This is a genomic window from Polynucleobacter sp. MWH-Loch1C5 (assembly GCF_018881775.1).
In the GTDB taxonomy this organism is placed as follows: Bacteria; Pseudomonadota; Gammaproteobacteria; order Burkholderiales; family Burkholderiaceae; genus Polynucleobacter.
Genome location: NZ_JACVPR010000001.1, coordinates 283,768 through 298,070, shown reverse-complemented (window position 1 = coordinate 298,070; position 14,303 = coordinate 283,768). Strand labels below are relative to the sequence as shown.

At 40.3% G+C, this 14,303-nt stretch carries 15 protein-coding genes; 10 read left to right on the top strand and 5 right to left on the bottom strand.

What is annotated here, in order from left to right; genetic code table 11:
- Positions 1 to 11 precede the first annotated feature (11 nt).
- The 10 genes from catA to pcaD are packed head-to-tail and all read left to right on the top strand — an operon-like array spanning position 12 to position 9,193.
- Entirely contained in the window at positions 12 to 932 is a 921-nt protein-coding gene (gene catA / locus ICE94_RS01485) for a catechol 1,2-dioxygenase (protein WP_216147824.1), read from the top strand.
- 53 nt (positions 933 to 985) lie between these two features.
- Positions 986 to 2,353 (top strand): benzoate 1,2-dioxygenase large subunit, encoded by a 1,368-nt coding sequence (benA, locus tag ICE94_RS01480; RefSeq protein WP_216147821.1) that lies wholly within the window; start codon positions 986 to 988, stop codon positions 2,351 to 2,353.
- Complete coding sequence (benB, locus tag ICE94_RS01475; protein ID WP_216147819.1) at positions 2,350 to 2,841, top strand: benzoate 1,2-dioxygenase small subunit; 492 nt, start codon at positions 2,350 to 2,352, stop codon at positions 2,839 to 2,841. The genes benA and benB overlap by 4 nt, the downstream gene beginning before the upstream one ends.
- A gap of 13 nt (positions 2,842 to 2,854) precedes the next feature.
- Positions 2,855 to 3,877 carry a benzoate 1,2-dioxygenase electron transfer component BenC gene (benC, locus tag ICE94_RS01470; protein ID WP_216147816.1) on the top strand — a complete coding sequence of 341 codons (1,023 nt, stop codon included), beginning with the start codon at positions 2,855 to 2,857 and terminating at the stop codon, positions 3,875 to 3,877.
- A gap of 3 nt (positions 3,878 to 3,880) precedes the next feature.
- On the top strand, positions 3,881 to 4,666 hold the full coding sequence (locus ICE94_RS01465; protein WP_216147813.1) for a 1,6-dihydroxycyclohexa-2,4-diene-1-carboxylate dehydrogenase: 786 nt from the start codon (positions 3,881 to 3,883) through the stop codon (positions 4,664 to 4,666).
- 2 nt (positions 4,667 to 4,668) lie between these two features.
- The gene (locus tag ICE94_RS01460) at positions 4,669 to 5,880 is read left to right on the top strand and encodes a benzoate/H(+) symporter BenE family transporter (protein WP_216147810.1); all 1,212 of its coding nucleotides are present in this window, start codon (positions 4,669 to 4,671) and stop codon (positions 5,878 to 5,880) included.
- A gap of 8 nt (positions 5,881 to 5,888) precedes the next feature.
- On the top strand, positions 5,889 to 6,548 hold the full coding sequence (locus ICE94_RS01455; protein WP_216147807.1) for a 3-oxoacid CoA-transferase subunit A: 660 nt from the start codon (positions 5,889 to 5,891) through the stop codon (positions 6,546 to 6,548).
- A 9-nt stretch (positions 6,549 to 6,557) separates the two neighbouring features.
- Positions 6,558 to 7,208, top strand: a complete 651-nt coding sequence (locus tag ICE94_RS01450; RefSeq protein ID WP_216147804.1) for a 3-oxoacid CoA-transferase subunit B — start codon at positions 6,558 to 6,560, stop codon at positions 7,206 to 7,208.
- 9 nt (positions 7,209 to 7,217) lie between these two features.
- Positions 7,218 to 8,420, top strand: a complete 1,203-nt coding sequence (gene pcaF, locus ICE94_RS01445; RefSeq protein WP_216147801.1) for a 3-oxoadipyl-CoA thiolase — start codon at positions 7,218 to 7,220, stop codon at positions 8,418 to 8,420.
- Complete coding sequence (gene pcaD / locus ICE94_RS01440; protein WP_216147798.1) at positions 8,420 to 9,193, top strand: 3-oxoadipate enol-lactonase; 774 nt, start codon at positions 8,420 to 8,422, stop codon at positions 9,191 to 9,193. Before pcaF ends, pcaD begins: the two co-directional genes overlap by 1 nt.
- A gap of 173 nt (positions 9,194 to 9,366) precedes the next feature.
- Here pcaD and ICE94_RS01435 read toward each other — a convergent pair whose 3' ends face one another.
- From ICE94_RS01435 to ICE94_RS01415, 5 genes are read right to left on the bottom strand one after another with little or no spacing between them, the layout of a single operon-like run.
- On the bottom strand, positions 9,367 to 10,080 hold the full coding sequence (locus ICE94_RS01435; RefSeq protein ID WP_216147795.1) for an ABC transporter ATP-binding protein: 714 nt from the start codon (positions 10,078 to 10,080) through the stop codon (positions 9,367 to 9,369).
- The gene (locus tag ICE94_RS01430) at positions 10,073 to 10,834 is read right to left on the bottom strand and encodes an ABC transporter ATP-binding protein (protein ID WP_216147793.1); all 762 of its coding nucleotides are present in this window, start codon (positions 10,832 to 10,834) and stop codon (positions 10,073 to 10,075) included. Before ICE94_RS01430 ends, ICE94_RS01435 begins: the two co-directional genes overlap by 8 nt.
- On the bottom strand, positions 10,827 to 11,798 hold the full coding sequence (locus ICE94_RS01425; protein ID WP_216147791.1) for a branched-chain amino acid ABC transporter permease: 972 nt from the start codon (positions 11,796 to 11,798) through the stop codon (positions 10,827 to 10,829). Before ICE94_RS01425 ends, ICE94_RS01430 begins: the two co-directional genes overlap by 8 nt.
- 1 nt (position 11,799) lies before the next feature.
- On the bottom strand, positions 11,800 to 12,666 hold the full coding sequence (locus ICE94_RS01420) for a branched-chain amino acid ABC transporter permease (RefSeq protein ID WP_216147788.1): 867 nt from the start codon (positions 12,664 to 12,666) through the stop codon (positions 11,800 to 11,802).
- Positions 12,667 to 12,708: 42 nt separating this feature from the next.
- Positions 12,709 to 13,890: an ABC transporter substrate-binding protein gene (locus tag ICE94_RS01415; protein WP_216147785.1), complete on the bottom strand. Its 1,182-nt coding sequence runs from the start codon at positions 13,888 to 13,890 to the stop codon at positions 12,709 to 12,711.
- Between the last annotated feature and the right edge of the window lie 413 nt (positions 13,891 to 14,303).

Genomic DNA, 14,303 nt, shown 5'->3' with positions numbered 1-14,303 from the left:
TAGGAGAAAAAATGAAACACACTGAAATTGATGCATTAGTTAAAAGTTGGATTGTGGACGCAGCCGATAAACCTGCTAACCCAAGAGTCCAAGCGATAGTACTACGTCTTGTTGCTGATCTTTGTAAGGCGATTGAGGATCTTGACATTTCTGCAACCGAATTCTGGAAAGGTCTTGAATATCTTCAAGAAGCAGGTAAGCGTCATGAGCTTGGCCTGATAGCGCCAGGCATTGGTCTTGAGCGTTTTCTTGATATGCGTGCTGATGAAGCAGATGTTAAAGCTGGCTTAACTGGTGGTACCCCGCGCGCCATTGAAGGCCCATTGTATGTTGCTGGCGCACCTGAATCAGTGGGCTTTGCAAGATTAGATGACGGTACAGAAGTTGATATTGCAGAAACCTTGTTTATGCAAGGTACAGTATATGACTCAAAAGGTAATTCGCTACCTAATGCAAAAGTTGAGGTCTGGCATGCTAATACCAAAGGTAGCTATTCGTATTTTGATCAGACACAGTCAGCATTTAATTTGCGTCGTACGATTGTTACTGATTCACAGGGTCGTTACAGCTTCCAGAGCATTATGCCCAATGGCTATGGGTGCCCACCAGATGGCTCTACACAGGCCTTATTAGATCTATTGGGCCGTCATGGTAATCGACCTGCACACGTACACTTTTTTGTAACTGCACCTGGTCATAGAAAGCTGACAACACAAATCAACATAGATGGTGATAAGTATCTTTGGGATGATTTTGCCTTTGCTAGTCGTGAAGGTTTGGTTCCACCGGTTAAGCGTATCAATGATGCTGCAGAGTTGGCTAAACGTAATCTCAAAAAGCCGTTTGCATCTATTGATTTTGATATCAATCTTGTTGAAGAGAAGCCTAAGGCTGCATCAGGTTTAGTAGATCGTATTCGTGCAGCAGCATAACTAGCTGTATAGGTGGGAGTGTAACTCCTACCTATATCAAAAAGGAGAATGTAATGATTCCAATTCACCCAGATACAACACCTACACTAAAAACTATTGATCAATTTTTAGTGGAAGACAAGGCGAAAGGCGACTATCGTTTACATCGTAGCGCTTTTACTGATGAAGCATTATTTGAGTTAGAGATGAAACATATTTTCGAGGGCAATTGGATTTATCTTGCTCACGAAAGTCAAATTCCTAATGTCAATGATTACTATACGACTCATATCGGTCGCCAACCAATTTTTATCGCGAGAAATCGCGAAGGTAAATTGAATGCATTCATTAATGCATGTAGTCATAGAGGGGCTCAATTATGTCGCTATAAGCGAGGTAATAAGGCAACTTATACATGCCCATTTCATGGATGGACCTTTAACAATAACGGCAAATTGCTAAAAGTAAAAGATCCTGAAGAAGCTGGTTACCCGGAATGCTTTAATAAAGAAGGCTCTCATGATCTAAAGAAAGTTGCGCGTTTCGAGAGTTATCGTGGCTTTTTGTTTGGTAGTTTGAATCCTGATGTACCGCCTTTACAGATTTTCTTAGGTGAGGCTGCAAAAATTATCGATATGATTGTTGATCAATCAAAAGATGGTTTAGAAGTTCTCAAGGGCGCATCTACTTACACCTTTGAGGGTAACTGGAAATTACAGGCTGAAAATGGCGCTGATGGTTATCACGTCTCCGCAGTTCATTGGAACTATGCTGCTACTACTAACCGCCGTAAAGAGCAAGAAGCTAGACAAGACAATATCAAGGCAATGGATGCGGGCAAGTGGGGTAAACAAGGGGGTGGTTTTTATGCCTTTGATCACGGTCACTTACTGCTATGGACTAAATGGGCTAATCCAGAAGATCGGCCAAATTATCCTCGTCATCAAGAGTTTGCAGAAAAATTCGGAAAACCGGTTGCAGATTGGATGATTGAAAGATCTAGAAATCTTTGCCTATATCCAAATGTTTATTTGATGGATCAATTTGGTTCGCAGATCCGTCTTTTGCGACCCATTGCAGTCGACAAAACAGAAGTCACTATCTACTGTATAGCCCCTAAAGGGGAGTCTGCAGAGGCTCGTGCTAGACGTATTCGTCAATATGAAGATTTCTTCAACGTTAGTGGTATGGCAACACCAGATGATCTTGAAGAATTTAGAGCATGCCAACAAGGTTTTATGGGCAAAGCCCTTGAATGGAATGATATGTGTCGAGGTGCGGAGCACTGGATTGATGGACCAGATGATGCAGCTAAAGAAATTGGCTTACAACCAGTAATGAGTGGTGTGAAGACCGAAGATGAGGGCCTCTATACCGTACAGCATCGATATTGGCTTGAGGTGATGAAAAAGGCAATAAAGGATGAGCAGGTGAGATCATGAAAAATATCAACATAGCTGATGTTAATGCGTTCTTATATTACGAGAGTCGTTTGCTTGATGATGAGCAATGGGATGAGTGGTTAACTCTTTATGATGAAAATGTCGAGTTTTGGATGCCCAGTTGGGATGATGATGATCGTCTGGTGACTAATCCTCAGGAGGAAATTTCTTTAATTTATTACCCTAGTCGTGCAGGGCTTGAAGATCGTATCTTCAGAATAAAAACTGAGCGTTCTAGTGCAACTATGCCTGACACTAGAACTAGCCATAATATTAATAATGTCGAAATTGAAAAGCGTGATGGTGATGTTTTAACAGTGCGCTTCAATTGGGTCACATTTAGTCATCGATACAAGACAAACTATACATACTTTGGTATGTCTCGTTATGTCATTGATTTTTCTTCAGATAAGCCTTTAATTAAGAACAAATATGTAGTTCTTAAGAATGACTATATCCATCAAGTAATTGATATCTATCACATTTAATTAAGGCAAAGCCATGAGTTACAACATTGCACTCCAATTTGAAGATGGCGTTACATGTTTTATTAACTGTAATGAAAATGAAAAGCTTTCTGACGCTGCATATCGTCAAAAAGTTAATATCCCCTTAGATTGCCGTGATGGAGCTTGTGGCACATGTCGTGGTCTATGTGAGTCGGGTGACTATGATTTGCCTGAGTCAAGCTATATCGAAGATGCTCTGACACCTGAGGATGCTGCAAATAGATATATTTTGGCTTGTCAGATGAAGCCAAAATCTGATTGTGTCATTAAGATTCCAGCTTCATCGGAAGTCTGCAAAACATCGGTAGGTCAATTTCCAGGTGTTATTTCCGAATTAAATAAAGTCTCAGAATCAACCATTAGTTTTTCTATAAAGCTTGAACAGCCAGAAAAATTAAATTTCCTGCCTGGACAGTATGTGAATGTTCAGATTCCAGGTACACAAGAAACTCGCTCATATTCATTTAGTTCCCCACCAGGAAGCTCAGTCGCTTCATTCGTTATTAGAAATGTGCCTAATGGGAAGATGAGTTCATATTTGTCAGACGAATCTAATCTTGGTCAATCAATTAGTTTTAGTGGCCCATATGGTAGTTTTTATCTAAGACCCATCACTAGACCTATATTGATGTTAGCGGGAGGTACCGGAATTGCACCATTTTTATCAATGCTAGATGTGATAGCAAAGACTGGTTCTAAGTACCCGGTAAAAATGGTTTTTGGTGTTACAAACGATATCGATTTGGTTGGATTAGATTTTTTAGAGAGAATTAAGTCTCAGGTTTCCAATTTCGATTACAAAACATGTGTTGCCGCCGAAGATAGTCAGCACCGTCTAAAAGGTTATGTAACCCAGCATGTTGAGGCAGACTGGCTGAACGCTGGAGATGTAGATATTTATCTATGTGGCCCCGTTGCTATGGTTGATGCTGTGAAAACTTGGCTAGATCGTGAAGGTATTAAACCTGCAAATTTCTTATTTGAAAAATTTTCTGCAACTGCATCTGGAGTTTAAGAAATGCGTAAAAAGTTGCGATTTAAAGATAAGGTTGTCATAGTCACGGGGGCTGCCCAGGGTATTGGGGAAGGTGTAGCTATTGCGATCGCTAGCGAAGGTGGCAAAGTAGTACTAGCTGATCGCTCAGATTTAGTTAAGGATGTTGTAAAAAAAATAAAACTTAACAAGGGTAGTGGTGAATATTGTATTTGTGATCTAGAAACGTTCGCTGGCGCAAAAAAGCTAATTGCATTTGCAATCAAAAAGTTTGGTCGAATTGACGTGCTTATTAATAATGTGGGCGGGACTATTTGGGCTAAGCCTTTTGAAGAGTATTCTGAAGAGCAAATCATGGCGGAAGTTACACGCTCTTTATTACCAACTCTATGGTGTTGTCGTGCTGTTTTGCCTCAAATGATAAGCCAGGCATCAGGCAATATTGTGAATATCTCATCGATTGCAACCCGAGGAATTTATCGTATCCCATACTCAGCTTCTAAAGGCGGGGTAAATGCTATGACTGCAAGTTTGGCTTTTGAGCAGGCTAAAAATGGAATCCGTGTGAACGCTGTTGCCACAGGGGGTACACAAGCGCCACCTCGTCGTATACCAAGGAATAAAAATCCTATGACGAAACAAGAGGAAATTTGGTATCAAGGCATTGTTGATCAAACAATAGAATCTAGTTTGATGCATAGGTATGGATCAATTGATGAACAAGTCCATGCCATTCTTTTCTTGGCCTCAGATGAATCAAGTTATATAACCGGGACGGTACTGCCGGTTGGCGGTGGAGATCAAGGTTAAGAATGACTATTTCTGCTGTAATTAAAGATAGCTCATTGACCGCATGGTTGGCAGGTTTTTTAGCTGTTTTAATTTCCTATTCTGGGCCATTAGTCATAGTTTTTTATGCTGCTCAGTCTGCCAATATTTCATCCGAGCTTCTGGCCTCATGGATTTGGGCTATTTCGATCGGGGCAGGTTTGACAGGGATTTATCTTAGTTGGCGTTATAAAGTGCCAATTATTACTGCTTGGTCGGCGCCAGGTACAGCTTTACTAGTTACATTATTTCCGGGGATCAGTATCAGCGATGTAGTCGGATCATATATTTGTGCAGCTGTAGCCATTTTCATTATTGGAATTACTGGTAGTTTCGACTGGCTAATCAAGAAAATTCCTAAAGGGATTGCAGCTGGAATGTTGGCGGGCATCTTGTTCCAGTTTGCATTAAATGCATTTAAGGTAATTGCAATCATGCCAATGCTATCTCTAGCGATGATGACGGCCTATCTTTTTGCTAAACGCCTATATCCAAAGTATTTAATAGTTATCGTTTTCAGTACTGGAATAGTTGTCTTAGGATTGAGTGGCTCGTTAAATGATTTGACAGATATCTATCCCACAATAACATCGCCTATATATACTCAGCCATCTTTGACAGTTGCTAGCTTTTTTAGTTTTACCTTGCCATTAATCTTAGTAAGTTTGACTGGTCAATTTTTGCCTGGCATGTCGATCTTAAAGATGGCAGGTTATCATACAGATGCCAAGCCAATAATGGCGGCAACTAGTGTGACATCAATTTTTACTGCACTTTTCGGTGGAATTACAACTGTAATCGCAGCTATTACTGCAGCAATATGCACGGGCAAAGATGCACACATTAACCCGGAGAAGCGATACATAGCAGGTATTGCTAATGGTGTCTTTTATTTGCTTGGAGGCATATTTGCCTCAACAATTGTTGCTGTCTTTGCTAAGGTGCCTCCAACATTCATAGCGGTATTGGCAGGTCTAGCACTTTTGTCGGGAATCACGACAAATTTATCAATTGCAATCGAAGACCAGACCCAAAGAGATAGTGCTGTGATTACATTTTTAGTCACGGTTTCTGGTATGACCTTACTGGGTATTGGTTCGGCATTTTGGGGAATTGTTTTTGGTCTCGCCGCTCATTACATTTTTAGCTACAGAAATCAACTGGATAAAAAATTATCTGAAATGAAAGAGAAATAAAGGGTTATATGATTGATAAAACAAGCTATTCGATACAGTCTGCTATTTCAAAAATAGCTGATGGAAATACTGTCATGATTGGTGGCTTTGGTACTGCTGGACAACCTGCTGAGCTAATAGACGCCTTGATTGAGCATGGGGCGAAGGATTTAACAATAGTCAACAACAATGCAGGTAATGGTGATTTGGGCTTGGCTGCGTTATTGAAGGCAGGTCGAGTTAAAAAGATCATCTGTTCATTTCCTAGACAGGCAGATTCATATGAATTTGATAAGTTGTACCATGCAAAAAAAATAGAACTAGAGTTAGTTCCACAGGGCAATTTAGCATGCCGTATTCAGGCAGCTGGGTCTGGTTTGGGTGCAATTTTTACTCCAACTGGTTATGGAACCATGTTGGCAGAAGGTAAGGAAACTAGAGAGATTGCAGGACGTAACTACGTATTGGAATACCCAATTTATGCAGATTTTGCACTGATCAAAGCTTATAAGGGTGATCGTTGGGGAAATCTAATATATAGAAAGACCGCACGAAATTTTGGTCCGATTATGGCTGCTGCTGCTAAATGCACAATCGCACAAGTTAAAGAGGTTGTTTCTCTGGGGGAATTGGATCCAGAAAACATTATTACGCCAGGTATTTTTGTACAACACGTTGTGCGTATTTGAGAGAGAAAAATGACATATCAGAAACTTACACGTGAGCAGATTGTTCAACGCGTTGCGCAAGATATACCTGAAGGGGCCTACGTCAATTTAGGTATTGGATTGCCCACAAAAATCGCCAACTATTTAGATAAAGACAAGGAAATCTTCTTGCATAGTGAGAACGGTGTGTTGGGCATGGGCCCTGCGCCATCTGAAGAAGATCGTGATCCGGAGTTAATCAATGCTGGTAAGGAGTACATCACTTTATTGAAGGGCGGATCATATTTTCATCACGGTGATTCTTTCACCATGATGCGTGGCGGCCATATTGATATATGTGTATTAGGTGCATTTCAAGTTGCTGCAAACGGAGATTTAGCAAACTGGCATACAGGCGCAGCTGATGCAATTCCTGCAGTAGGCGGCGCTATGGATTTGGCCATAGGTGCAAAAAATGTATACGTGACCATGGAACATTTAACAAAAAGCGGTGAATCAAAAATAGTTGAGAGATGTTCTTATCCGCTAACTGGCATAGGTTGCGTCGATCGTATATATACAGACTTTGCAGTTATAGATGTTGCAGAACAAGGGCTTGTGGTTAAAGAGATAGTGCCAGGAATGACATTTGATGAATTACAAAAATTCACAGCTGCAAAGCTATTTGATGGACGTAAATAGGTGATTTTTATGGATGCATATATTTGTGACGCAATTAGGACCCCATTTGGAAAATATGGTGGTAGTTTATCTGGCATGAGAGCTGATGATCTTGGTTCGCTACCTATTAAATCATTAATGCTTAGAAATGTGACTGTAGACTGGTCAGCTGTCGATGATGTTATTTATGGTTGTGCTAATCAGGCAGGTGAAGATAACCGTAATGTGGCACGTATGTCTAGCTTACTGGCTAGATTGCCAATAGAAGTGCCGGGTACGACCATCAATCGCTTATGCGGTTCTAGTCTAGATGCAATCGGCATTGCCAGTAATGCAATCAAAGCCAGATCAGCTGATTTATTGATTGCTGGAGGCGTCGAGAGCATGAGTCGTGCGCCATTTGTTATGGCTAAGGCTGATACGCCTTTTTCAAGAGTTGCAAAAATTGAAGATACGACCATTGGCTGGCGATTCATTAATCCATTGATGAAAGCTCAGTATGGAGTTGATTCAATGCCTGAAACTGCAGAAAACGTTGCAACTGACTTTAAGATTAGTCGTCATGATCAGGATATGTTCGCGCTAAGAAGCCAATCTAAGGCGGCTAAGGCGCAAGCAAACGGATTATTCCAAGATGAGATAGTACAAGTGACTATTCCTCAAAAGAAGGGAGATCCAATTTTGTTTACTCATGATGAGCACCTAAGAGTAGACACTTCATTGGAGAGCTTGAGCAAGTTAAAAGGTGTAGTGAAGCCCGATGGTACTGTGACTGCTGGTAATGCCTCAGGGGTGAATGATGGTGCATGTGCATTACTTTTGGCCTCAGAAAAAGGTCTTCAACAACATGCATTGACGCCAAAAGCTAGGATAGTAGCAGTCGCTTCTGCTGGAGTGGCCCCAAGAATTATGGGTTTTGGACCTTCTCCTGCGGTAAAGAAAGTGCTTGCAAAAGCTAATTTAAAACTTGAGCAGATGGATGTTATCGAGCTTAATGAAGCATTTGCATCTCAAGCACTTGCGGTTTTGCGTGATTTAGGGCTTCCTGATGATGCCGCTCATGTGAATCCAAATGGCGGTGCTATTGCTTTAGGACATCCTTTAGGTGCATCCGGGGCTCGCTTAGTAACTACTGCAACGTACCAATTACATCGAATAAAGGGTCGTTATGCCCTATGTACTATGTGTATTGGTGTTGGTCAAGGTATTGCGCTCATCATAGAGAGAGTTTGATGGCAAGATTTGAGAAAAACGGTATCCAAACAAATTATGAGGTACTGGGTGGATTAAGTAGTAGTCCTTTGGTTTTATCTAACTCTTTGGGTACTGATCACACCATGTGGGATTTGCAAGTACCTAAGCTTAATCAATTCCGTCTAATTAGATATGACACATTAGGTCATGGACTTTCAGATGTGCCTGAGGGTCCTTATACGATTGAGCAATTAGGTAATCAAGTCATCGATTTACTTGATCATCTCGAGATTGATCGAGTGAATTTTTGTGGATTATCAATGGGGGGAGTAATTGGGCAGTGGCTTGCAATTAATCACTCAAACCGAATTGATAAGCTAATCTTGGCAAATACCGCTCCTAAGATAGGTGCTTCAGTAGCATGGCTAGACAGGGCAAAACTTGTTAGATCGGTTGGTATGGACCCAGTTGCTGATTCGGCATCTGCTCGTTGGTTTACCCATCAATTTTTTGAATCACAAAAAGGCCAGTGCAGTTATCTAGTAGAAAGGCTTAGAGCAACTAATGCTGAAGGCTATGCCGCCTGTTGTGAAGCTCTGGCAGGCGCGGATTTTTTGCAGAATATACATAAAATTCAAGCGGAGACTTTAATCATTGCAGGAACAGAAGATCCAGTAACTACTATTTCTGATGCTTTATTTATGGTAAAGATGATTCCAAATTCATCCCTTGTACAAATTAATGCTTCACATATTTCAAATGTAGAAAAACCGGAACAATTTTCAGATGCTTTGACACACTTTCTAGGTTGATTTCTTGTCGCGCCTGCACGCAAAAATTTCAGGAACTCTAACTAATATGACGTAAGTTTTCGTCTGAATTACATAGTGTTTAATGATTGAGTTGATGTAGGGTGTAATGCCCTACAATAAAAAAAGCCACTCCTGTTGGAGTGGCTAAGTCAGGAGAGAGGAGACTGACGAATTTATACGCCCAGATATTTTTGAATTAACTCAGGGTTCTTATTAATTTCCTGACTACTTCCATTAAAAACTATGTGACCTTTTACAAGAATTACTGCGCGATCACATATTGATGTAACAGCCTGATGATTTTTATCAATAACAATACAAGCAATACCAGACTGCCTTACAGTTTTAATAATTTTCCATATTTCTTGTGCAATTAGTGGCGCTAATCCTTCGGTTGCTTCATCAAGAATCAATAGCTCTGGATTAGTCATTAGTGCGCGGCCAATAGTCAGCATTTGCTGTTCACCACCAGATAGTTGCCAACCGCCATTGTTTATTCTTTCTCCTAGGCGAGGGAATGTGTCCATGATACGCTCGAAATCCCAGTCTAATTGACCATCAACACCTTCACGAGCGGCCATTATCAAATTTTCTCTAACTGATAGGTTTGGGAAAATGCCTCGACCCTCAGGTACGTAGGCAATGCCTCGCTGTGCGAGACGATAGGTTGGCATTGACGAGAAGTCATCACCTTTGACTAGTATGCGACCATGTCTCGGTTTAACGATATTTAATAGGCTTTTTATTAAGGTTGTTTTTCCCATGCCATTACGACCCATGAGAGCTACACCTTCACCTTTTTTAATATTAAAGTCAATACCATGAAGTACGTGGCTATTACCGTAGTATGTATGTATTTCTTTACCTTCGATTAGCATGTCAGACATGATGGGTTCCTTCACCTAGGTATGCTTCTTGTACAGCTGTACTATTTCTAATTTGGCTGGGTGATCCAGATTCCAATACTTGACCATTAACCATGACAGTTATGACATCAGCCACTGCAAATACAGCATCCATATCATGTTCTACAAGCAATATGGCTTTGGTTTCTCTTAATTTCTTCAATACTTGAACCATTTTTTCTGATTCTTCTGAGCCCATACCGGCAAGTGGTTCATCTAATAAGAGAACTTGAGCATCTGTAGCTAGTACCATTGCAATTTCTAATTGTCTTTGTTCTCCGTGACTCATGTATCCAGAAATTATTTCCTCTCGGCCAGTCAATCCTGCCTCGTTAATACAGGTCTTTGCTTTTTCTATTGCCCATTCCATATCAGATGCCCTAAGAAATATTTTTGAAGCATTTTGATTCCTAGATTGAGCAGCCAAACGGACATTTTCAAGCACGCTAAATTGCGGAAAGATATTCGTTCTTTGATAACTTCTACCTATGCCGGCTTGAGAGCGTTGCCAGGCGTTTAACTTTGTAATATCTTTATTTAAAAATTCAATTTTTCCCGACGTAGGTAATGCATCGCCTGAAAGCATATTTATACATGTTGATTTACCAGCACCGTTAGGGCCGAGTAGTGCATGTAAGCTTCCTCGGTGCAGTTCAAGATTTACATCTTGGTTTGCAATTAAACCGCCATATCGTTTAGTAATTTTTTTTGCTTCCAGTAAGAGACTTTTACTCATTTTTATACTCCTCTTTTTGTAGCGCTGATTTGATCCTTTGCGGCAATGCTGCAAGCCCGCCTGGAACAAATAAAACAGCTAAAACAATGACGAGGCCCATAACTAGCTGCCAATGTTTAGTCAGGCTTGAAAAAATTTCTTGTAAAAAGATGAAGGTAAATGAACCAATAATTGCTGCTAGTAGATTGCCCATACCCCCAAGTATTACCATTAAGAGAACGTTGCCTGATTGGTGCCAAGATAAAAGTTCAGGTGTAACGAAACCAAACATAGCTGCGTATAAGTAACCTGCAATTCCACCTAATGCACCCGAAATCGAAAATGCAGCTAGTTTGTAATTAAAGGTTTGATAACCTAGTGACTGCATTCTATGTTCATTACTCTTTATGCCCACTAAAACTTTTCCAAATGGAGACTGAAGTAATCGATTCAAAAATAAGTAAACTAATAAAAGTGCCGCTAAGATAAAGTAATACATATGTGTATGATTACTTAGATCAAATGGAGTGAATCCAAAGATTTCAGCGCTTGGTTTTACATTGACGTATATTCCATCCGAGCCGCCACCTAATGGCGTGTCATGAAAGATATAGTAGGCTAGTTGCGCAAAAGCTAGTGTCACCATAATAAAGTAGATGCCTTTTGTGCGAAGAACAAAGAGTCCTACAACAAGAGCTGCAAACCCTGAAATTATTATTGATGCAGGTAGAGTTAACCATAAGCTTGCAGCTGAGTATTTAGGCGACATCAGAGCTACTGAATATGCAGCTATTCCAAAATAAGCTGCATGGCCAAAACTTACTAAACCTGTATAACCTACTAATAAATCTAGGCTCATTGCAAAAATTCCAAACACTAGGGCTTTACCAATAAGCTCTGTATAGAAGTCAACACCGCTAATTGGCACACACGCCAATGTAATTAGTGCAATTATTTTTAATATTGTTGTTGATTTGATTTGCATATTAGGCTCGCTTAAAAATACCTTCTGGGCGCCACAAAAGAACAGCTGCCATGATTAAATAAACAACCATTCCAGATAGCTCTGGAAAAATTACTTTCCCAAAAGTATCTGCAAAGCCAATAATCATTGCTGCTATTAGCGCCCCCCACACAGACCCTATTCCACCAATAACCACAACAACAAATGAAATAATTAATACTTGACTACCCATATTGGGGTATACAGATGAAATAGGTGAAGCAAGCATTCCAGCGAGGGCAGCCAGACTCAGGCCAAGTGCGAAGACTACTCTGTAGATCATGTTGATATTAATTCCCAGTGCTTGCACCATCGTTCTATCGTGGCTACCAGCCCGTATCATCATTCCCAATTTGGTTCTTTGGATTAGGTAAAACATACCAATTGCCAAGATGATGCACGCTATTGAGATGGCGACTCGATAAAATGGATAGCTCAAAATTTCGTTTAGTTGTATTGAAAAATTGAGTAATGTTGGTATTGCTACACCATGAACATCATCACCTACTAGAATACTTCTGATTTCTTCAAAGATAAGAATCAATCCGTATGTCAAAAGAACTTGTTCAAGATGATCGCGCTTATATAAATGTGAAAAGAGTGCCCATTCTAAAAATGCTCCAAGAGCTAATGCCAATGGAATTCCTAGAAGAATTGCAAATAAAAGATTTCCGGTGAAACTTGTTAATACAAAAGCCATATATGCACCGATCATATAAAAGCTCCCATGGGCCAAATTGATGATTCCCATGATCCCAAACACCAGAGTCAAGCCGCTGGCAACAAGAAACAAGAGCAATCCATATTGCACGGAGTTAAGCGTTTGAATGAGTATTGATGCAAGATCCATAAAGTTCTCCAGTTTGGGCTCAGCGAGCCCAAATATCTATGTTTAGAGTTTGCAACCTCTGGCTGGATCAGATAGTCCTTTTATTGCAACACCCACCACTTTATTTTGATTACCTTCAACTCTTCTTAGGTAGATATCTTGGACAGGGTTATGGGCTTTGGACAAAGTAAAAGTACCACGAGGGCTGTCAATTTTTGCCTGCTCCATTGCCTTGATGATTACGTCCTGTTTTTTAGGGTCACCATTAGCTGCTGCGATTCCAGCCTGGTAAAGTTGTGCTGCGTCATAGCCTTGAACCGCATATACATCTGGCTGCATCTTGTACGTTTTTGCATAGTTAAGCCGGAAGTTATTATTTACCTTGTTATCTAAGCCATCAGCATAGTGAAGGGTAGTTAGAAGACCTTGGCCAGAATTTCCAATGGCATCCAGAGTTCCATCTGTTAGGAAACCTGTACCATAAAGTGGTATTGATTTATTGAGGCCAGCAGCCGCATAGTCTTTAACAAACTTAGCAGCACCAGCGCCAGCAAAAAATACATAGACTGCATCAGGCTTAAGTGAGGCAATTTCTGTTAAAAATGGCTGAAATTCAACATTCGGGAAGGGCAATGTCATATCTTTGAGAATCTTGCCACCTGATTTTTCAAAACCTTCTTTAAATCCATCGACTGCCTGATTACCTGCAGCATATTTCCAAGTTAATGTCACAACTCTTTTATGCCCTTTATCGGCCATCACTTTGCCCATTGCGAAGGATGGTTGCCACATGCTAAAAGAGGTTCTGAATAGTGTTGGAGAGCAAAGCGGACCAGTTAACTCGTCTGCGCCAGCGTTAGGTACGATCAATATGGTTTTATTCTCGCGCGCAACTTTAGCCATCGCAAGTGCAACGCCTGAGTGTACAGTTCCAATGAGGACATCAACTTTATCCCTCTTAATTAGCTTATTGGCATTTTCTGTTGCTTTGGCAGGGTCTGATTCATCATCAACAACAAAATATTGAACTTCTTTGCCACCCAATTTGCCGCCATTTTCATTGACGTACTGTTTAAAGCCATTTGTGATGGCATTTCCAAGTGCTGCAAATGTACCCGTTGAGGGTAGCATCAAACCTACCTTTATTTTTTCGGTGTTCTGCGCTTGAGCTGCGTGAGATCCAAGCGCTAGCATCATGCTGGCAATAGCAATCTGTTTTAAAAAAACTTTACGGCTAGTGTTCATATTTCTGTCCTTTTGTTAATGCGTTATCACGTACTTCGCTAGATATTCAAGCTCACATAGATGCACTTTTATCTATATCAATACGGTATAAATCAGAGCTTTGTTGGGACAATACAGGGCTAAAAAATAGCAGTCCAACACTGTTTTAGTATGTTTTTAATACCTATAAGGTATCTTAATTAACTAAATAATTTCTTCTTAAGCTATTGATATTGAAAGAGGTTTTTTTAGACAAATGAGAGTGGTCATAACACTTGAGCAATTTCATTAGTAATGCATCAGCATAGAGTTTTAAATTTCTGCGAGCTTAAAGTGCTCATCGTTACAACGTAGTAGTTCTTTAAATTAAAGTGTTTATGGGTGCCAAGCAAATAGTACAAACACGTACTATAATAGTACGTGTACAAACTAAA